Source organism: Candidatus Nitrosocosmicus oleophilus (assembly GCF_000802205.1).
In the GTDB taxonomy this organism is placed as follows: domain Archaea; phylum Thermoproteota; class Nitrososphaeria; order Nitrososphaerales; family Nitrososphaeraceae; genus Nitrosocosmicus; species Nitrosocosmicus oleophilus.
The window spans coordinates 575848-597469 of record NZ_CP012850.1 but is presented as its reverse complement, the minus strand read 5'-3'; the positions used below and the strand labels follow the sequence as shown (position 1 = coordinate 597469).

General features: G+C 31.8%; 17 protein-coding genes and 2 pseudogenes. 8 read left to right on the top strand and 11 right to left on the bottom strand.

Annotation, left to right across the window (positions count from 1 at the left end):
- Nucleotides 1-374 precede the first annotated feature (374 nt).
- From NMY3_RS02880 to NMY3_RS02865, 3 genes are all read right to left on the bottom strand, one after another.
- Nucleotides 375-941 (bottom strand): macro domain-containing protein, encoded by a 567-nt coding sequence (locus NMY3_RS02880; protein WP_196817443.1) that lies wholly within the window; start codon nt 939-941, stop codon nt 375-377.
- A gap of 287 nt (nt 942-1228) precedes the next feature.
- The gene (locus NMY3_RS02875; RefSeq protein ID WP_196817442.1) at nt 1229-1639 is read right to left on the bottom strand and encodes a VOC family protein; all 411 of its coding nucleotides are present in this window, start codon (nt 1637-1639) and stop codon (nt 1229-1231) included.
- Nucleotides 1640-2987: 1348 nt separating this feature from the next.
- On the bottom strand, nt 2988-3290 hold the full coding sequence (locus NMY3_RS02865) for a hypothetical protein (RefSeq protein WP_196817440.1): 303 nt from the start codon (nt 3288-3290) through the stop codon (nt 2988-2990).
- Between the two features lie 568 nt (nt 3291-3858).
- Here NMY3_RS02865 and NMY3_RS02860 point away from each other — a divergent pair.
- Nucleotides 3859-4752, top strand: a pseudogene (locus NMY3_RS02860) (IS5-like element ISThar1 family transposase).
- 229 nt (nt 4753-4981) lie between these two features.
- Nucleotides 4982-5182: a hypothetical protein gene (locus NMY3_RS02855; RefSeq protein WP_196817439.1), complete on the top strand. Its 201-nt coding sequence runs from the start codon at nt 4982-4984 to the stop codon at nt 5180-5182.
- Between the two features lie 841 nt (nt 5183-6023).
- On the opposite strand, the gene NMY3_RS02850 is transcribed toward NMY3_RS02855, so the two are convergent.
- Entirely contained in the window at nt 6024-6782 is a 759-nt protein-coding gene (locus NMY3_RS02850; protein WP_196817438.1) for an SDR family NAD(P)-dependent oxidoreductase, read from the bottom strand.
- A gap of 200 nt (nt 6783-6982) precedes the next feature.
- On the opposite strand from NMY3_RS02850, the gene NMY3_RS02845 reads away from it, so the two are divergent.
- Together NMY3_RS02845 and NMY3_RS02840 are read left to right on the top strand one after the other, a co-directional pair.
- Entirely contained in the window at nt 6983-7327 is a 345-nt protein-coding gene (locus NMY3_RS02845) for a zf-TFIIB domain-containing protein (protein WP_196817437.1), read from the top strand.
- Nucleotides 7328-7906: 579 nt separating this feature from the next.
- A complete protein-coding gene (locus NMY3_RS02840) occupies nt 7907-8887 on the top strand; it encodes a GNAT family N-acetyltransferase (RefSeq protein ID WP_196817436.1) in 981 nt (326 codons plus the stop codon).
- A gap of 255 nt (nt 8888-9142) precedes the next feature.
- Here the strand turns inward: NMY3_RS02840 and NMY3_RS02835 are convergent, their stop codons facing one another.
- The 4 genes from NMY3_RS02835 to NMY3_RS02820 all read right to left on the bottom strand — a co-directional run bounded on the left by NMY3_RS02835 (nt 9143) and on the right by NMY3_RS02820 (nt 12975).
- Entirely contained in the window at nt 9143-9568 is a 426-nt protein-coding gene (locus NMY3_RS02835) for a hypothetical protein (protein WP_196817435.1), read from the bottom strand.
- A 174-nt stretch (nt 9569-9742) separates the two neighbouring features.
- Nucleotides 9743-11218: a cytochrome P450 gene (locus tag NMY3_RS02830; protein WP_196817434.1), complete on the bottom strand. Its 1476-nt coding sequence runs from the start codon at nt 11216-11218 to the stop codon at nt 9743-9745.
- Nucleotides 11219-11401: 183 nt separating this feature from the next.
- Complete coding sequence (locus NMY3_RS02825) at nt 11402-12265, bottom strand: arginase family protein (protein ID WP_196817433.1); 864 nt, start codon at nt 12263-12265, stop codon at nt 11402-11404.
- Between the two features lie 98 nt (nt 12266-12363).
- Nucleotides 12364-12975 carry a VTT domain-containing protein gene (locus tag NMY3_RS02820; protein WP_196817432.1) on the bottom strand — a complete coding sequence of 204 codons (612 nt, stop codon included), beginning with the start codon at nt 12973-12975 and terminating at the stop codon, nt 12364-12366.
- A 670-nt stretch (nt 12976-13645) separates the two neighbouring features.
- On the opposite strand from NMY3_RS02820, the gene NMY3_RS02815 reads away from it, so the two are divergent.
- On the top strand, nt 13646-13927 hold the full coding sequence (locus NMY3_RS02815) for a hypothetical protein (RefSeq protein ID WP_196817431.1): 282 nt from the start codon (nt 13646-13648) through the stop codon (nt 13925-13927).
- A gap of 191 nt (nt 13928-14118) precedes the next feature.
- On the opposite strand, the pseudogene NMY3_RS02810 reads toward NMY3_RS02815, so the two are convergent.
- Nucleotides 14119-15012 (bottom strand): annotated as a pseudogene (locus tag NMY3_RS02810) (IS5-like element ISThar1 family transposase).
- 119 nt (nt 15013-15131) lie between these two features.
- Between NMY3_RS02810 and fen the strand changes: the two are divergent.
- Nucleotides 15132-16160 (top strand): flap endonuclease-1, encoded by a 1029-nt coding sequence (gene fen, locus NMY3_RS02805; protein WP_196817430.1) that lies wholly within the window; start codon nt 15132-15134, stop codon nt 16158-16160.
- Nucleotides 16161-16247: 87 nt separating this feature from the next.
- On the opposite strand, the gene NMY3_RS02800 is transcribed toward fen, so the two are convergent.
- Nucleotides 16248-17942 carry an FAD-dependent thymidylate synthase gene (locus NMY3_RS02800; protein ID WP_196817429.1) on the bottom strand — a complete coding sequence of 565 codons (1695 nt, stop codon included), beginning with the start codon at nt 17940-17942 and terminating at the stop codon, nt 16248-16250.
- 104 nt (nt 17943-18046) lie between these two features.
- On the opposite strand from NMY3_RS02800, the gene NMY3_RS02795 reads away from it, so the two are divergent.
- Nucleotides 18047-18925: a CdvA-like protein gene (locus tag NMY3_RS02795; protein WP_196817428.1), complete on the top strand. Its 879-nt coding sequence runs from the start codon at nt 18047-18049 to the stop codon at nt 18923-18925.
- A 235-nt stretch (nt 18926-19160) separates the two neighbouring features.
- Here NMY3_RS02795 and NMY3_RS02790 read toward each other — a convergent pair whose 3' ends face one another.
- Entirely contained in the window at nt 19161-19418 is a 258-nt protein-coding gene (locus NMY3_RS02790) for a winged helix-turn-helix domain-containing protein (protein ID WP_144734504.1), read from the bottom strand.
- Nucleotides 19419-19649: 231 nt separating this feature from the next.
- Between NMY3_RS02790 and acs the strand changes: the two genes are divergently transcribed.
- The gene (acs, locus tag NMY3_RS02785) at nt 19650-21584 is read left to right on the top strand and encodes an acetate--CoA ligase (RefSeq protein WP_196817427.1); all 1935 of its coding nucleotides are present in this window, start codon (nt 19650-19652) and stop codon (nt 21582-21584) included.
- The last annotated feature ends 38 nt before the right edge of the window (nt 21585-21622 follow it).

Here is a 21622-nt window from a genome sequence, read left to right as displayed (position 1 = left end):
ATATTAAAATACGCTAGAATGATTATTTAGTATATATGAAGAATTAAGCATGAGCAGATTCGTTATCCGCTTTAGAGTACTCCGCTCATAAAAGTGATCTAAAGCCCTTAAATGATCGAAAAGATCATTATTTCCAACCAATAAGTTACTACCGTAACTGTTATTGTTACTATTACTTCGTCCTGTTGGCAGAAGGTCAATAGCTTCAAATAGCGTGTCATCCCCCTGATGTTGCATCTTTAGAAAAGATGATGATGATGATGAAAGATCTAGGTTTTCTTATCAATGACAGGAATAATTCATAAATATTAATTCTTATTCCTTTCTTTGCTAAAGTCAAATAAATATGTAATTTAGAAACAATTGTACTAATTTTAGAATTCTGGTTTTGACTTTTCGAATTCATATTGAAAAGCTTGTAATGTATCTTTCCCAAGTATGCAGAATTCTACTAGCTTAATACCTGCAGATGAGTCCTCCAGGTTTTTTAGAAAAGATATCGTTTCATTTACTAATATTTTGGCACATTTATCGTTTGGAAAACCAAATATTCCTGAACTTATTGCAGGGATTGAGATACTTTCAAATCCTTTTCGCAAGCATAGTCCAAGACAACTATTGATGGCTTTGCTCAATTTTTCGTTCTCATTCCCCTCACCCATTCTTGGACCTACGGTATGTATGATAGATTTACATGGCAAAATTCCGCTAGATGTTATTGTGGATGATCCTACTTGAACAAAACCTATCTTATCGCTTTCCTCCTGGATAATGTTTCCCTCTTTCCTTACTATGGTACTAGCAACTCCACCGCCATGCTGTAAGTAAGAATTTGCAGGATTGACTATTACATCGACATTTCTTTCAGTAATATCTCCCTCAACTAGTGTCAACACTCTACCATCTTTAATCTTAATTTCATTTATTACTTTAGAATTCATTTATTGTATCATGGATGAAGACATGCCATTTTATTTAATCTAAACGGTGTTATTTTTTTTAAAGATGATTCATCACTTTTGATATGCAGGAATAATTTGTCTTATCTATCTTGTTAAACAAGCCATTTGTAAATTCATACACAATATATGAAATAATGAGATCTCTGACTCAGCAAGTATATTAGATTAGAGAGTCATTATTTTAGATTAGATTTTTTTTAGTTTTTTGTTAGATGTGACTTGATAAGGCAACAAAATCAAGTCTATCTTTTATTATCTTATCACTATTAGTCATTTGATTTTAAGCTGCTTTTATTCATGTATGTTATTTCCCACAGATGTCCATCAATATCCTCAAAAGCACGGTCATACATCCATCCATGGTCTTGTGGTTTTCTCGGTTCAATTCCTCCAGCCTCTATCGCTTTATTAATCATTTCATCAACGTTTTCTCTACTCTCAGCCGATAATGCTATTATGGCTTCTATATTTTTTGAAGTATTGCAAATTTCTTTTTTAGTAAAGGTTTTAAAAAACTCTTCAACTAGTAGCATGACAAAAATATCTTCACTGATTATCATACATGTTGCATTTTTATCCGTAAATTGAGGATTAAATTTAAAACCAAGTTTAGTAAAGAACTCTACTGCCCTGTTTAGATCCTTCACAGGCAAGTTCACGAAAATTTTTGTTGTCATTTAATCTACTTATATCCTTTTTCGATACTAATAAGCATTAATGTCAGAGAACTCTCATTAATGATCTGATCTTGGTGTTATAAGTTTCAGTAAACTCTTCACAACCTGCTTGACATTCTTTATTTTCTATTTTCAGACATCTCGCTACAAAATCATCTCTATGGTTAAGATCCTTACAATATAATAAATCCATCCCATAATTATTCCCCTCATACTTAGAGGTGTAAGTATCAGCAAAATAAATAAAATCTTAGGTCATAAATTGTTTCAACTATTATGTAAATGAAGACTAGCCATTGTACTTATCTATATCAATAATTTTAATATTAATCAATGCATAATTTACTCCAACAATTCCATCTAGGTTACTATTTATGTTAGCTGATATGAAACCCTCCTGTTTTTCATAATTTGATCGGCAGATTCTATCAACATATTCACAAATATTTTTTACCTTAATTGGTCTATTGTGAATAGATTTATTAGAGTTACAAAATCACTTTTTTTCAATGAGTCATTTGAATACAATAATAAAATTGTAGAAAATAAGTATTAAAAAACTATTTGTAATCTTTCATAGAAATATATAGAACAGTCAGTTGTACCTATTGATCGAATATAATTATGATACCATTATATAGTTATAGTACTTTAAGGCTAAGAAATTCAAGACAATAATTCGACAAGTTATTACTTTGAAAGTAGACAGAATTCATAAATGGTCGTAAATAGAAGAATATGTATGGGGCTATACCAATGTGTTATTTGGGATATTCGATTTAGTAATATCTTTCTTTTGTCATATACCACTTCTTTATTTTTCACTATGTATCTTTATCCTTTTTCTTATGCCCATTAGGTATGGAGATCGACTAATAATTTTCAGTTTTATCATTTGCTTTTTTTTATTCATTACATTTAATTATGTACTATATTTATATATATTACGCAGTGTAATATTGTACTATATTGTCAACTAATATTATGTCCTTATCCTTTAACATGTATTGGCAATCCCAGTTAAGACAATTTAATAGTGATTATAGAAAAATAGGGAGCTTGAGAAGGGGAAGAAGTTTAGATTCGGGTAGGCATAAAGCATCACTAACAAATATCTAACAAGTATCAAAGTATAATGGGAATTGTATAAAGGAGGCATTCGATATCAATATGCATAATTGTAAATTTCATGTTTTGCACATTTGAAAAAGGCATTTGTATTCAAGGTCATTGTTGAAAATAAAAATCGCGCTTGTTTTTAATCATCAATATATTAATTTAATTTATCGGTTGTATACATGTTTGACTGTACGCTTCTATTTGATTATCAATATTTGTAATATCCTAATCATGGATTAACTAAATTCTCTAAATTTGCTTTAACTTTTTTCAAAGTTCGGAATATTTGTTTACTATCATCATATTCGATCACAATTTTTTCATATGACAACATAAGATCGCGTTGTATTTTTTTATTTATGATAAGTTCACTGTCATTATTTTCCAAGTAAATTTCTAATGCCAAATCCTTGTTAACTAGCTTCAGAGTAGAATGACTAGCGGCGTTGCTTTCAGAAATATAGGGTTCAAAGTATAGATTGAACGGCTTAAATTTATTGTCCTCAGAAGTATATACTATATTAATTCCCATATCTACTTAACTTAAGTCCTCCTTTATCTATGTAAACTACAACTTGATTAATAGTCATTTTATAATGGCCAAAGTAGAAAGCAACAGTTCCCAAGATTATTCTATGACTAATCTTGACACCATGATTGATTCAAACATTGTACAAACATCACAGATAATACACTATTTGTTTATTGTAATCACATCTGCATAGACAAAGTACAATCTATTCCAAGTATTGCATTCATAGTATGACATATCAAAGATAAAAGTAATGAATGACTCTAATTTTTGTGACTTTACAGAATTATCTGTACAATGATATTAATTTTGGGTAATGTTATTTCATAATGTGTAACAAACGAACTGAATAATGTTCAACAGTCCTACTTGGACGACTTTGATTTTTCTTCATAATGGTTCTTATCTAAACATATGTTAATCATCTTAACCGAGGTTTTTTATCGATTTTTTTATTACTACACTTATAGGGAAAGGATTTTTTGCTATTGGGGAACTCATGAATGTAGATGATCTGCTTTGTCGCCTAACTCAACATATTTAGCTGGAATGAACAGATTGATTATTTGTGATAGACTGGCCCTCTTACAATCGCTCATTAGTTCAACGCGGTGAGATCCTCTTCTCGTATGATTTCCTTGATGGTTGGGGTTCAGAGATAGAGAATATGAATATAAACAAAAAGGGTAAACCATTTGTATTTCCAGATTCTTTCATCTTGGCCATTGGTTACATTCGCTATTTATTTCACCTACCATACAGACAAACCCAAGGTATAATTAAGGCCACAGGAAAAAGGTTACCTGCTAATCCACCAAGTTATGGTCACATCTGTAAACGAATCAACAAGCTAAACATCGATATTAAAAGAGACAAGATGGATGACGATGATGACCTAATAATATCAATAGACAGTACAGGTATCAAGATTACTAACAGAGGTCAGTAGATGGATGAGAAATGGAATACACAAAATAGAAAAGGATATCTCAAGATCCACGTTGCTGTAGACATAAAGACCAGGAAAATCATTGCTTTGGAAGTGACAGATGAGAAGGTACATGATGGGAAAATGCTAAAGAAACTAGTCAATCATGTTTTGGATTCGAGAGAACCAAACACTGTAAAGATAAAATCGGTACTAGCTGATGGAGCCTATGATTCAAATCCAAACTTTGTGTATCTTGAGGACAAAAAGATCAATCCAGGTATAAAGGTAAGAAGGAACTCTATTGTTTCTCCTAAAAACAATAGGTTAAGGAACAACGAAGTAAAGTTACAAGCAAAGGATCTGTTGAAATGGAAGACAAAAAGAAAATACGGACAGAGATGGATATCTGAAACTGTGTTCTCAGCTATAAAGAGAATGTTTGGTGAATACACATCAGCAAACAGGTTTCAAAACATGGTAAAGGAGATCATGATAAAAGTATCATTGTATAACATTTTTAGAAGAATATAACATGATGATCATGATGATAACCGGAGAATAAGGAATTATGCAACAAAGCATAATGAGACTATTTTTTAATTGAATTTTTGTAAAATGATCAAGGACTCTGTCCACTTCTCGTCTAATGTTGGTATACTTCAAAGGTGTAAAAAGTAGTCAGTGGAGTAACGTAAGAATTTTGAAGAAACTTATTTAATACTCTATTACAAAGATGAGTCTTATCCCGTTAGTTATATATGTGAAGAAAGTCGGTTCCCTCAAGATAGTTATCTTCAAAACTGATGAAAAAGCACTACTCGAGCAGATTATGCCCAATAACATTCATTTGGAAATGAGAAGTCACTCACCAACTAAAGAAGAAATGGTTATCCCATTAGGCAAAGCTGAAAGATTTCCTCAAGCAATATCCCAAAATACAAAATACAATTGGATTATCTAAAAAAATAAATTTTAAATTAACAAAATCGCATTAACTTTTTATTCATATTAATTATCAACAAAAAATATAGATGTATTGAAAACAGTAAAAGGTTGATTATATTAAAGGTTTAAGCTTGGTACATGAAATTCTAATAATTGTCTAATAATTACCTATGAGGAGGTTTAGGTTTAACTTCTCACAGGTAAGAGATACTTTTGAAATACCTTGAATATTTTCACTACTAATTTAGAATTAAGTTTTAATCGAACAGAAATTTGTTCGATTATATTATATATATACAAGTATTATAGCCCTGTGTCATTTACAAGAAAAACAGCTGCTTTAAATATTAGGTCTATAGCGAGCTCTTCAAAACAGATGAAATCTGGTTTAGAACATTCAGATCTGTGCATTCTTTCACAATATATAGATTCTTACTTTTCCTGATGACCATATTGATTTTCCTATTGGTAACAGACTATTTGTTATGGGAGTAACCTAGAGATGAGATTATCTCAATGAAGTGGTAAATACGCTTGAGTCTATGAATGAATTATCATAATGTTTTGAAACATCTATTCCTAAAACACATAACACTTCAACTGCATCTTGGTTACCTTTTATTTTACTCGTAATACTTAGTATAATTTGATTGTAAATGAGCCCTCTTTTGAATTGAAAACTATTTTTACATAATTTGTTAGACTGATATCTTTTTGCGTTCGTTTGTATGTATTTATTATCCTCGATCAAAAACTTTTGTGAAGCTAATCTTATTCGATATTCATTATGTCAACTTAACTAAGTAGTACAAACACAAGTGTCTAAAACGAACCATATACCAGTTGGTTAAAAAATACTATAGTTTAGCTGATATTCCCCCATCTAACGTCATCACTGTTCCGGTTATCCACTTTGAATCATCTGAAGCTAAAAATAAAATGGCATTAGCAACATCCTCTGGATCGCCAATCCTTTTTAATGGAAATGATCCCTCTAACATCCTTTTTGCGTTCTCGTCCTGTAAATATGGTTCCATCATAGGACTGCGAATGGTAGACGGTGCTATACAATTACATCTTATATTGTATTGTCCGTATTCTACTGCTATACTTTTTGTTAACATTATGATACCTGCCTTTGTGACACCATATACTGAAAATGGTACCTTTGGTATAGCTCTTATTCCCAATAATGATGATATATTGATGATATTACCTGATTTTTGTTCGATCATCAAGGGAATCACTGCTTTGATAGGCTGAAACGTTCCTTTTAGATTAACATTCATCAAGTTCGTCCATTGATCTTCAGTCATTAGATGGAATGGTGTAGGATCGTTAATTATTGCTGCACAATTTATGAGATTATCTATTTTATCAAAAGCAGTCAAAGTTTGTTCAATAACACTTAATACCTCAGATTCATGAGATACATCCGCCGCCATATGTATCAAATTATCATTCTTGCCCAACTCCTCTACGGTTTTTTTTAATTTATTTTTATTTCTAGAAACTAAAACCACTTTACTACCTTCTTCAAGTACTTTTTGTGCTACTGATTTTCCAATCCCACCAGATGCACCTGTAATAATAGTTACCTTTCCATTCAGTTTCATGAAATAATTACGATGCAATTAATTAAAAGGCTTTTCAATTTTGCTTGTGCAATTCTCGATATTTATGAAAAAAGGTATTAAAAATGTAGTTATTGATAGAATGTAATGAACATGCTTAATTAATATCGGACAACATTATCCAATTTAACGATAAGAATTATGACAAAATAGATTAATATTGGAAAAATCTTATTTTTTCTATGGTTAACGAATTAACTTGTCCTAATTGTTCAACCATGATGCGCGCCAATCAAAGATATGGAGTTGATATCGATTTCTGCCCTTCTTGCAAAGGTATATGGCTAGATAGAGGTGAAATAGAAAAAATCGCTAATGCTTCTAAAAAATATGATGAGGACCCTGCATATTCAAATGAACGTCCTGCATATTCAAATGAACGTCCTGGAAATTATGACGATTATTCAAGGGAAGTAAGAAAATACCGAAGCGACGATGATTATGATCATCATCGATATGAATCTAATCAATATGGTTACAAAAAGAAAAAACGAGGATTTTTCACCGATTTTTTTGATTTTGATTAACAAGTAACAAACATCATATTTTTTAAGCTACTCAAATTTTATCAATTCTATCTTATTTAAAATTATTAAGAATTCAGAACTTATCATAATGTAGGGTTTCCCTCTTTATTTCGATTCTTGCTGCTATTTTTTATATTGATTTTCTTTTCTCTGTTTAGTATGATTATTATGAGAAGAGGGAATATGAAACCTAAAATAATCATTATTTCTAATGTAATGACTATAAAAAAACCATTAATAATCAACCAAACGTAGCAAATTGTTAAAATATAGTCATACGTACTCTTCAGCATATAGTTTGGATATATTTTACTTTATAATAAACTAAAAGATCAAGGTCTAAAAAAAATTAGTCAAACATCTCTTATCACCTCAAAGCACAACCCGAAAGATTTCATGAATCTATAATACATAAGGAAACTGACTACCCCATTCTTGGTTTTTCATCCGTATTATCATTCTTGACGGTTTAATATCGATTATATCATTTTGAAAAAATCGCATTTAGTAGCATGCAGAGATTACCTTGATTGAATCGGTATATTATAATAATATTTGGGAGTTTGATCATTCTTTGACATGAATATCCGTAGGGCTAGATCCTCTGATAAAAATAAAGTCTTGAATTTTTGCATGAATACGTTTGAATGGGGGGATTATATTGATAGGGCTTGGGATAATTGGATAAGTGAGCCATCGAGTCTGCTATTTGTCTGTGAAACTCAGTTATCATCTTTCATTTCAAAATCAGATCTCGTAGGAGTCATCCATATTCTTCATTGTTCAAATAATTCATTATGGATTGAAGGGCTACGGATAAATAAGCCGTATAGAAACAATGGTTTTGCCACCGCCCTCTTAAATCGTAGTATTGATTATGGAATCAAGAATAACTTAAATGAATGCTGTGCTTTGGTTTCTCAAGGTAATTTTGCCTCTCAAAAAATGCTAGAAAAATTAGGATTTTTGAAACTCTTCACATGCACTTATTATAATATACGGTTAGAAAAATTAGGACTTACGGGCAAGAAATTATCCCCATTTGCAAATATGCGAGCAATCAAATTAGTTATTAAGACACCACAGTTAGCTGACGTCGCCAAGATTCGTAGATACTTATCTGATCTAAATATTATAAAGATAATGGATGATAGATATTTTGATTCTTGGAGATTCTACAAGTTCAATATGGATTATTCAAACTTAGTTTTACTAATAAAAAGTAATGAATTATTGATTGTTTTAAATGAAGATAGAATAGTAGGAGTTGTAATGATAAAAACAATTGTTAGTCAAGATAGCTTCGACAAAAAACCTACGATACAAATTAGTTACTTTAATTGTATTAAAAGGTCTTTATACTTAAAAGTCCTATATCTACTGCTAGAGAAATATCATAATGACGATCGATTTGATAATATTCAGGTTTTTTTACCGACTTTTCTAGGATTGAGAAAATTTCTTAGTTTCAAATCAATTGATTACTCGGATCGGTTTTATCTGTATGCAAAAAAATTAAAAATATTCGGGACAGGTTGTAATATACCCGTGAATGATTAAAACAACATGATTATACCGTTGCATTATTATTGCATAATCGATTCTGATATGTTAGAAATATCCAGCAGCAGTGAGAAATATCCAGCAGCAGTGAGAATTTAGAATAGTTGTTGCTCGAAATCGAGATTGTTCATTGATCCAAAAAATATACTTGGATAGGGACATTAATAATATCGACATCAACTCGAATAGCCAAATATGCAGTTAAATTCGAAATAATTCTAATGAGCAGAAAAATCTATCTGGTTTCCTCTTTTACTTCTTCTTTCCACTCAGTATTAATTTATAATGAATTAACATTCTTCTATGCATACCAGCTAAAGCAGCTTTCCCGTAAATTAATAAAAAATCAAAAATAATTGTAACCAGTAAAAATATCGTCATAGCCTCCCCAAAGAAAAAGAAAGTCAATTTATAATCCATTCCTGTTTTTTCGAGTAATCCAAGTCTCAAAATTATGCCAAGAGAAGTAATAACGATACGTGTTATGGTAGCCAATATATAGGAGAAGTTGGAAAACCATCCGAGATCAACAAAAATTATACCGTTACTATTTTTGTAGAATCTTAATGTCTTACCAGAATATTTATTGGCTAGATATAGGGAAACACCAAAAACAATCAGATAGGGGACTACAAATTCAATTGGGACCCCAATGATGAAAAATGAACTATAGAGCAAAATAATGTAAGCGTGAATTGTATAATTGAATGGGTGATAACTTTTCTCTTATTTAATTTTTCAACTTTTCTTACCGATTTAAATCTCATGTCTATGCCACTATTTCATCTCATTTTTGATTCGTCATTTATGTAATTTTGTATTCGAGCAAGTTACGGTTAATGATATCTGTTTTCATATCGATCTAATCCTTGACTTCATCTTTATACCATTTTTTGGATTAAGTGTGATTCCGGGATCCATTCTAATTTTTTGATTTGGGATAAGCTCCAATCTCCAATAGCTTGAAACGGTAGCAATTAATAGTATGCCCTCTTGCCATGCGAAAGATTCCCCTATGCAACCACGTATTCCTCCTCCAAATGGGAAATAACTAAATCTTGGTAAATGTCTTTCAAACTCATCAGTCCATCTGTCAGGATTGAATTCGCTCGGATTAGCATAATATCGACTATCATGGTGCATAACATATTGACTCATTAGGATTGAAGATCCTTTTGGAATCGTATATTTATCAATTAAATAATCTTCTTCAGCCAACCTGCCAATGCTCCAAACAGGTGGATAAATGCGCATTGATTCTCTAAATATTTTTTCAATATACCTGAATTTGGGAAGATCTTTGATTGTTGGATTTCTATAGATCTTTTTCTTTCCATCCATATTTTTTAAAAGTACGGAATCTATTTCTTCAAACATTTTTTGTTCTACCTCCGGATGTTGGGATATGAGATAATACGTCCAAGTAACTGCATTTGATGTGGTTTCGTGTCCTGCTATGAGCATGGTTATAACATTGTCTCTAATTTGCTGATCAGTCATGGGGTTAAGGTCTGATATTGCGTTTGTCTGATGCTGGTCGAATTCATTATTTTGCTTCACATTTGATTTCATGATTGATAGTAATTGTGCTTGTATTAGCCTTGATAACAAGTCATCCTCTTTCTCCACTTCTATACCTGATCCTTCATCTCTATCCATACTGGTAGTCCTTTTTCTATCTTCGATTAATTGATAAACTATGGAATCAAGTGTTTTTATTGATTCCCTACTTTTATGTACTTCTGGTAGAATTTCAAAATGATCCAAAATGTGTCCTATTGGATGTTGAAGGCGTTTAAAGTATTTCTTTGAAACTTCTAATGCAGACGAAAATTTAGATGCCTCTTCGGAATCAATTTCATAATTCATAATGGATTTACAAATTATTCTTAGAGTAACATTCATCATTTCTTTATGAATATCCATGATGCGGCCATCTTCCCATTCTTTGCACATCAAGGATGTCTTGTCTACAACGATTTGACCATAAGAAGCAATTCTCTTTGGTAAAAACAACGGGTGAATTATTTTTCTTTGACCATCATGTTTCTCACCCTCACTTGTTACTAAGCCTTCGCCCAACAATCTTTTGGCTGTTTGCAGTCTTTTACCTTTTCTAAAATTTTTATGATTATATATCAAAATCTTTTCAATGTAATCTGGATTATTAATTAAATATACATGACCATTACCAATTTTAAAGTGAGTGATCTCTCCATAACTTTGCGCAAAATTACTTAAGGTTTTGATTGGATCTTTTGACAATTGACTTAGTAATCTTAGAGAAAATTTTGGTCCTGGAGGAAATTCTAGTATTGTCTTTGACATTTTAGATCAAAACAGGGACAACTTGCTTATATAATTTGGTTAACTTTTCTATCCAAATGATCATAAATATTTATAAAAAATTATCTTATCTGAAATGTTATCGTAGAACTCTAGCTTAAATTGGTTAGAAAAATAGATATTAATAATCGTATATCTAGTATTAAATTTTAGAAACAATAAGAGTTAGCCTTGCGCGAGATCAATTGAAGCAATAGATTCAAGCAAGATTCTAGAAGCAAGAATTGAAGTTGCGTTATTGATGTCAAATTCCGGTAAGAGTTCTACTATATCAAGACCGAGAATACCTGAACCAATTGCCACCTTAATCAGAGTTATCAAATCAATACTTGATAGACCACCTGCTGAGGGGACTGAAACTCCCGGAGCAAATGCTGGATCCAAACAATCAAGATCAATGGAAATATACTTCTTACCTTTGTTACTTTTTTCTTTCACCTTATCCATAATTTTAGCAATTCCAAATTCATTTATATCTAGAGGCGTAACAATGTCTAATCCTACTTTGATAGCATTTTCTAATTCTTCTGGCTCGGCCGAACGCGTTCCTATCAAAATACTTTCGTTAAAATCTATCCATCTTGAAGCGTCATGCAACACGGAACCATAATAGTCATTTGTCGTTGAAACAAAGTCGGGATGAGCATCAAAATACACAAGTCCTGTCTTACCAATGTAGTCTCCTATTGCACGCAATATAACAGTAGTAATCGAGTGATCTCCTCCTATGACGATGGGAATTTTTTTTGAGGAAACTAGCTCAAATATTAGTCGGTACAAGTCTTCTCTCCTGATATTACCATAATCAAAAATACATTTCCCATCTATTGCTCCGCGCATTGGACATATAGGAATAGTTTTTCCTCCTCTCTCAAAAAAGTTAGATTCGTTAGATGATCTCCGAAGAATATCAGGACCCATTATTGTACCCTTTCTCTTCGCATGGGATTTAGATTCATCAGGTACACCAATTATGACAATATCAGCTTTTGAGACCTCATTTACATTTGAATAATTAAAAGTAACCATGTATCAATATTTCATTAGTTTTTCATAATAATCTTGCTCCAGCTTAATTCATCCGACAATGAAGCTTAATACGGGGAGTAGGTAAACGGCAAGTGTCACTATGAATTCCTATTTTTTCTCAACGATCTTATTTTTACAAAAAATCTTTCGAGAAAAACAGCCCATTTAATCTTTAAGAAGAATATGAATAAAATAGTAAATAAGACTAATGATATTATTACTGCAGCAATTAATGTATTAATATCTAAAGACATTTCAGAAAAATTTCCTATTATTGGTTTGCCAATAATTATTGTTCCCCACACTACTATTACGTTCAATAGCATTTTGGAAGAAAATGTGATCAAGATGAATTTTAGAGGATTATATCTATACATTCCAAATGGAATAAAAATAATATTGTCCGGAATAGGTGTAATACCTGCCAGAAATATCGTTAAACCCCCATATTTTCTTAGGATCCTATAAGTTTCTGGATAATCCTCTGAATTAAAGTTTCTTTTTAAATTACCAATGTTTGTTCCATAATAGCTAATCATATATATAATTGATTTAGCACTTACGGCTCCAAGTGCGCCAAATAGAACTATTAAATTTGGATCTAAATCAGTGACTAAAACTGCTGTCATTAGAATGGGAAAATAAGGAATTGGAACAATAATTAGCACCGCAGAAATGAATGTCAAAAGAAATATCGCTAAGTAATCCATTCCCTCAATGAAGTGTATAAAGTCGAAGATCTCCATAGTAATAATTACAATACTTTAGCAAGACTAATTACTGTTTTTTTAACCAAGATGGAGTTATACATAATTATTGTCAGAAAAAGACATTCCAATCTAAATTTAAGGTCATGATAATTCGTGGTATCACACAGGTAAGAATCAAATCTGAGCTTGTTAACCTTAAATCTTTTGATGTATTTGAAATTGTTTAATTAACAAATAATGATTTACTATAATCTTTTACCAATTTTGACTATTCATTTTATCAAATTCGGTCTGCTGGAATATTTCTAGTGATATCTTTAGACAAATATTATTATGTTATCTCCGCAAACTTTAGATTTTTACAATATGATCTTTGTTTACATACGTGAATAAACCTAGATAGACGTATTTTGACACCATACTTGTTAATTTTGGAAATAACTAAAACTCAGGAGATCATCATTATATTACTCATCTGAATGATTAATTGGATTTGTTAAGAACTATATCTCCATAAGTTTGGTTATAATCAAAAATCTTGAATTTAGGCATCATAGTCAATATTTTAATGACCAAATATTAGATTTTGAGATCGTTACTATGTTTTTATTGTATTTCAATTCAAATTAGAGCCAATAAATTTATTTAATACCCTATAATAGATTGATTATTGGATAATAAACAGAAAGCAACAAAAGCAACAAAAGCAACAAAAGCAACAAAAGCAACAAAAGCAACAAAAGCAACAAAAGCAACAAAAGCAACAAAAGCAACACCTGTAAAAAGTGGAACAAAAGCAACAAAAGCAACACCTGTAAAAAGTGGAACAAAAGCAACAAAAGCAACAAAAGCAACACCTGTAAAAAGTGGAACAAACGATATACCAGTGGTCAAAAAGACTATAACCAAAACTAAATCAAAGCCATCTACAAAGAAAGAGACATCTCCTTGAGTTAGTTTTTTCACAATTTTTTCATATTTTATTAAATCCTTTTCTATCTTTTACTTGCTCTAACATTTGAATGACTAAACCTCAATTCATTGAATCATGATACAATAGAATGTACAAAATATCTAGAATTAGGATCATCTATGCTTTGTTGCATAATTCCTTATTCTCCGGTTATCATCATGATCATCATGTTATATTCTTCTAAAAATGTTATACAATGATACTTTTATCATGATCTCCTTTACCATGTTTTGAAACCTGTTTGCTGATGTGTATTCACCAAACATTCTCTTTATAGATGAGAACACAGTTTCAGATATCCATCTCTGTCCGTATTTTCTTTTTGTCTTCCATTTCAACAGATCCTTTGCTTGTAACTTTACTTCGTTGTTCCTTAACCTATTGTTTTTAGGAGAAACAATAGAGTTCCTTCTTACCTTTATACCTGGATTGATCTTTTTGTCCTCAAGATACACAAAGTTTGGATTTGAATCATAGGCTCCATCAGCTAGTACCGATTTTATCTTTACAGTGTTTGGTTCTCTCGAATCCAAAACATGATTGACTAGTTTCTTTAGCATTTTCCCATCATGTACCTTCTCATCTGTCACTTCCAAAGCAATGATTTTCCTGGTCTTTATGTCTACAGCAACGTGGATCTTGAGATATCCTTTTCTATTTTGTGTATTCCATTTCTCATCCATCTACTGACCTCTGTTAGTAATCTTGATACCTGTACTGTCTATTGATATTATTAGGTCATCATCGTCATCCATCTTGTCTCTTTTAATATCGATGTTTAGCTTGTTGATTCGTTTACAGATGTGACCATAACTTGGTGGATTAGCAGGTAACCTTTTTCCTGTGGCCTTAATTATACCTTGGGTTTGTCTGTATGGTAGGTGAAATAAATAGCGAATGTAACCAATGGCCAAGATGAAAGAATCTGGAAATACAAATGGTTTACCCTTTTTGTTTATATTCATATTCTCTATCTCTGAACCCCAACCATCAAGGAAATCATACGAGAAGAGGATCTCACCGCGTTGAACTAATGAGCGATTGTAAGAGGGCCAGTCTATCACAAATAATCAATCTGTTCATTCCAGCTAAATATGTTGAGTTAGGCGACAAAGCAGTCTCATTATTACAAGACTGTAAAATATCAAATACTTAAAAATCATAAAGGGTAGAACATCAGAATATGGGACTAAACCTAAAACCATTGATTACATCTAATCCTATCAGAATTCCCGATTTAGATGGAAAAGTGGTTGCAATAGATGCTTTCAATGTAATTTATCAATTCTTAGCGACAATTAGAGGCCCCACTGGAGAATTACTTGCAAACAACCAAGGAGAACCCACTAGTCATCTTAGTGGACTTTTTTATAGAAACATAAATTTACTTAGTGATAGAGTCAAATTAGTATATGTTTTCGACGGACTACCTCATAGATTGAAATCAGGAGAAATTCAAAGAAGAAGAAAAGTCAAAGAAGAAGCGACTGAAAAGTATAATGTAGCATTGGAAGAGGGAAGAATAGACGACGCAAAAAAATTTAGTCAGGGAACTTCAATTCTAACCTCTAAAATGATTGAAGAATCAAAATACTTATTGTCATTGATGGGTATTCCATATATTACTGCAAAGTCAGAAGGGGAAGCAACCGCCGCACTTCTAACTAAGAAAGATTTAGCATATTCATCCGTGAGTCAAGATTATGATTCAATACTATTTGGTGCTAAAAGGTTGATAAGGAATTTGACAGTTAGTGGGAAAAGAAAAATCCCCAATAGAAATGTGTATGTGGATATCGTACCAGAAATAATAGAGTACTCTCAAGTACTAAAGACTAATAATCTAACTCACCAACAGCTTGTGGATGTTGGAATCTTGATTGGTACTGACTTTAATCCTGATGGATTTAGTGGCATTGGTCCTAAAAATGCCTTAAAATTGATACAAAAGTACAAGAAGATTGAAGACATAGAAAAAATAAAAGCAGAACTACTGACCACACCATACAATGAAATAAGGGAAATATTTCTGAATCCCCAAGTTACTGACATAGAGGATTTAAATATTGAATTTAATGAGATAGAGAAGGAAAAAACCATAAAATATCTTTGTGATGAGAAAAATTTCTCCAATGAAAGAGTTATCAACCACTTGGGAAGGCTTGAAAAAAGTATTGTTAAAAGAAGTCAATCTCTTGACAAATGGTTTTAGTGAAAAAAGTAGAATTTTGATACAAATAACAGCCATGTATATTAAGATACTATAAGAAGAGATCATAATGTATCGATTAATAATCGATTAATAATCAGGTACATTTATTTTAGATTTTTTCAATACGGTATTCTTTTCTGATTTGAATCTTTCTAAATCATAACTATTCATATCTACAAATTTGATACCCTCAGAAATAACAGGATTGACGTGTTTTATCAGTGAATACATCTTCTGACACGCATTTCGATAATCTGGATGGCCCTGCGGAGTTGTTCGTAGTTCAATCATATGACATGCTTCACGAAGATTCATTTTTATAAAATATGGATACCTATAAGCAAAAGTTACAGCATATTGTGCTTCTGCAGGCATTGTAGATGAGATTAACTTGTAAGTATCAGCACTATAATACATACAATCACTATAATCCTTTTCTATTCCTAATTCACTAATCTCCTCTGGAATATCAAACCCATATTTTGTAGATAACAACTGTCGACTCATAGTCAAAAGTCTATGCCTATGAAGATCCCTAAACATTCCATAATTAGTTACTAATTCAAATGAATAATCAATTACCTCAAAAGCTCTTCCAGGTCTATGTCTTCTATTTTCTCTAAAATGAGAATATGCACGAATAATCTCATGTCGCTTTTCTTCAGAGAAGGTAGTAACAAGATCTAGTAAAAAAGACATGGATAGACCTCTACCATATTCATGCAAAATGGAAGCAACCAATTTGATTTCTGCTTCGATATTGGGCACATGATAAAGCAATTTGACACCTATGAAACTTTTGATATTAATGAAAGTATCCAATGAAATGTCATTAACGGAAATCTCATCATGTTTTTGATAAAGATCCTTATCCAGAATTCGTGAAATTGATTTCTCGGTATTATCAAGGTATTTGCAATATGAAATGCTGTGTCTATCTTTTGATCGTTTGATAAATGGTTCGATGTACTTTTCCAGTTCTTTATATAATAAATCACCTAAATTTTTCATTTCTCCTAATTCGGAGGAGTTCATATTAAACAAAAGATATTCAAACGCTCTTCCATTTCCTGTAATTGCCAGATTAGTGAGAGTTGATGATGGAAGGAGATTTCTCAATATGTCTAAAGCTTTGGCCTTAATGGATGAATTATATATTTTTTTTGCATTATCAATATCCATAGAGCTTTTAAGGTTGTTAAAGAGGGTATCAGTTTTTGTTTCAGAATCATTAAAAATAAGATTATCTATTGGAATTTTTTCTTTTAGATACTGTTGCATAGGTAAGATATTCTTTGAATAAGTTTCAAATGCCAAATCACATGACTGTATGTACTTGTCGGCATAAATTGAAGACATGATTTTTTTATCCCTAAAATATTTATAAACTCCGTTAATTTTCTTATCAAATGCAACGTAGCGGGATGATTTTTCTAAAAATGATAATCCGATCCTATGATCTTCTATTTTTTGTGCAGATATATTAGATACCCATTCCAAAGCACATTGAGCTGTCCCGAGTTCAGCTACAGATTCATCGCCATATTCTAAAAGGACTCTGTTATAAAATTCCAGACCTCTATTGGGATTTGGTAGAAATTCATCAATAAATATCCTTCTCATCGTCTTGTCAGTTCTAGAATATCTAGACATCAAGGCTCCCCGATCGACCTGACGTGGAGTAATTATTACAAATATATTACTGTCTGAATTGGAAAAATGAGATTCAAGTTTTTTTCTTTCATCATTATTAAAATTTTCCTGATTCAATTTCTTACTCAAAGTTTATTGTATACATGTAATTGTACTTAAGTTGATTAAATCTTACAATATTATAAAATCTTTTTCACACAGCGAGCATTATACTCATCTACAAATTGAATTGCATGAGCGAATTGAAGCTCGAATTTGTCAGTAAAAAAGTTAAAGACATGTATGGAACATTCATTGGAAAAGTTGTAGGTATCATCACAGATATAGAAGGATCTATAGAATCCGTAAGTGTAGACTGTGGATCAAGTGGTATAAAAAATTTACCTTATGAACAACTGTTGGTACAAGGCGACTATGTCATTTTTATTCCGAGGTGGCGATTGGATGCACAAAAGCTCTTGCGAGAAAAATCTTTGACATTGAAGAGGATTAAAGCTTTGCAAGAAATCGTAGCTGATAACGACAATATGAAAGACGATGCAGAATTGGTATACTTAAAGTATGAAAAAAGGTTGGATGATTTAGGCGAAAACACCAAAGAGATTATCGAGAGACTTCATCAAAGAATATCTGAAATAGATATGGAATCGAAAAGAATAAAAGCAGTTTTATTTGATGCAAAGTTACAATATAAGAGTAACGAAATAACAGAAGATATTTATCAGCAGATAACTATACACACTAATGAATTAATAGAACATGTCAACTTAGAAAAAACAGAAATAAACAACATAATTAACAAGCTTACACAACAAACAGTAGACAACACAGCTACCTCAAACAACAACGAAATCAAGAATGATCAATTAAACGTCCAAAATGAAGATAAAGAAGAGGTATTAGATTATAATATTCAAAAGCTAACCCAAGAATCGGAACAAGATACGAATTATAATCAAGGGATTCAACAAGACCAGGAACAACAAGAAGTGGGATCAAATGCAGAAGGCGCTGAAAGTTCTACCAATGAAGTAACTAACTATGTGGAAGCGTCGTTAGGAAATAATATAGAAAACAACGAATCCAGCCATATAATGGCTACAAATAATTAATGAGTACAAAATAACAAAAAAGATCTGAAATATGCAGTAGGTGGTAGAAAACCATAGTTATTTTTGATTTCCTTCACTCTTTATTTGATTGATTGATTGATTGATTGATTGATTGATTGATTGATTGATTGATTGATTGATTGATTGATTGATTGATTGATTGATTGATTGCACTTGTAAAATTTATTAAAAAAATCATAAATTACAAGAATTTATAAAAATTTAAAAAGTTGTTTTACTTTTGTGTAGTTGAACTTAAGAGTTCTCCAATTTCATTGTGCATTTTAAGAAAGTTTAAGCCTTTTTCGGTGGTTTTGTAGGTTTGTGAACCCTCAACATATTCGATTAGATTATTTTCAATTAATACTGATAAATATTCACGTAACTGGGCATAACTTAAAAATGCTTTATACATGATTTTTGTTTTGGTTGCTCCGCCGTTGGCTGCATCCAGGATCATGGCCACTATTTCAGTTCGACTTCTATATTTCACACTTTATTTTCGTTCTCTTTATTTATTTTAGTTTATTGCAACAATCAAATATAACATTCCTATATAAGTTTATTATGTAATTCTAGATTGCCACTGAAAGAAAGATTTTGGATGAATAATATATGTAAATTGGTTTGATTGTGTATGGTTTTTGATAGAGGAATCGTATATAAATAATACACTATAATAAATAACGAAAGCATTTAAGTAAAGAAAAATCTTTCCTTTTTCATGATTGATCCTCAATATCGCAAGGATGATGGACATCAAGAAATCATTTCGCTAGAGGGAAATAAGATAAAAGGAATAAAAAGTATATCCCAAATAGATCCAAAACATTTTTGGTCAAATTGTGCGAAAAACTTGACGTGGTTTAAAGAATGGGAGCAAGTATTGGACTGGAATCCTCCCTTTGCTAGATGGTTCTTGGGAGGAAAACTAAATGCCGCCTATAATTGTCTCGATAGACATCTAATAAGTGAAAAGAAGAATCACGCAGCCATTATTTGGGAAGGTGAAGACGGACAATCTGTTACTATTACATATAATCAATTGTTTTATAGAGTGAACAAATTGGCCAACGCACTCAAAAGGCTGGGTATAAAAAAAGGAGATCGGATCACAATTTACCTACCAATGATACCCGAATTAGTCATTTCAATGCTTGCTTGTGCTAGAATAGGAGCCATTCATTCTGTTATTTTTTCAGGGTTTAGTTCTCAATCAATCATTGACAGAGTCAATGATGCTGAATCTAGGATAATAATTACAGCAGATGGAGGATATAGAAGAGGGAAAATAGTACAATTGAAGAAAATAGTAGACGAAGCTGTAAAACAAACCTCTACTGTTGAAAAAGTAATAGTCGTTAAAAGAACTCATGAAGATATAGATATAAATGAAAAGGACATATGGTTCGAAGATTTAGTAAATAAAGAATCTAACTATTGTGTGTCAGAATGGATGGAAAGTAACGATCCTTTGTTTATATTATACACATCTGGGACCACAGGTAAACCGAAAGGTGTTGTCCATGGAAGCGGAGGATACTTGACTCATTTGTTTAACTCGGCAAAATGGGTCTTCAATTTTGTCCCAACGGATGTATTTTTCTGCACAGCAGATATAGGCTGGGTAACTGGACATAGCTACGTAGTATATGCACCATTGATGCATGGAGTAACTGAAATTATTTATGAGGGTGCACCAGACTATCCTGACCAAGGTCAGTATTGGAATATTATAGAAAAACACGGGGCAACCATTCTGTATACTACGCCCACAGCGTTGAGATCTTATATGAGATATGGAAATGATATACCCAATTCATATGATTTATCAAGTTTGCGATTATTGGGCACGGTAGGAGAGCCAATAAATCCAGAGGTTTGGATGTGGTATTTCAATACAATTGGTAAAAATAATTGTCCTATCATAGATACGTGGTGGCAAACTGAAACTGGTGGTATTATGATAAGTATGTGTACTGGAATTGAGAATATCCAAATGAAACCTGGTTCTGGAACATTTTCATTACCAGGCATTGAATTAGAAATAGTAGATGACCATGGTAAAAAAGTAGAAGCCAATAAAAAAGGGTATTTAACTGTAAAAGAACCCTGGCCCGGAATGCTGCTTTCATTGTGGAATAACAAAGAAAGATACGAAAAAACATACTGGGAAAAGACACGCAATAGTTACTTCGCAGGTGATTTTGCATATGTAGATAATGATGGATATTATTGGATACTAGGAAGAGCAGATGATATATTAAAGGTTGCCGGCCATAGATTAGGAACGATAGAACTTGAAAGTGCTTTTATCTCTCATCCTTCAGTAGCCGAGGCAGCTGTCACTAGTAAAAAGGATGAAATCAAAGGTGAAACAATCATCGCATTTCTGGTACTAAGAAAAGGAGCTGAATTATCTTCGCAGTTAGATATAGAGGTAAATGAACACATTAAAAATACAGTAGGGCCAATTGCATCCGCTGAAAAGATTTATTTTGTAAATAAGTTACCAAAGACACGGAGTGGCAAGATAATGAGAAGGCTTCTAAGATCTATTGTAAATAACGAGACTATTGGAGATATCACTACCCTTGAGGATGAGGCATCCATTGAAGAGATAACTCACGAATTACAAGAAATAAATAAGCATTTATAAAAATAATACGATATGGCTACTCTTGATTCTCTAATTAA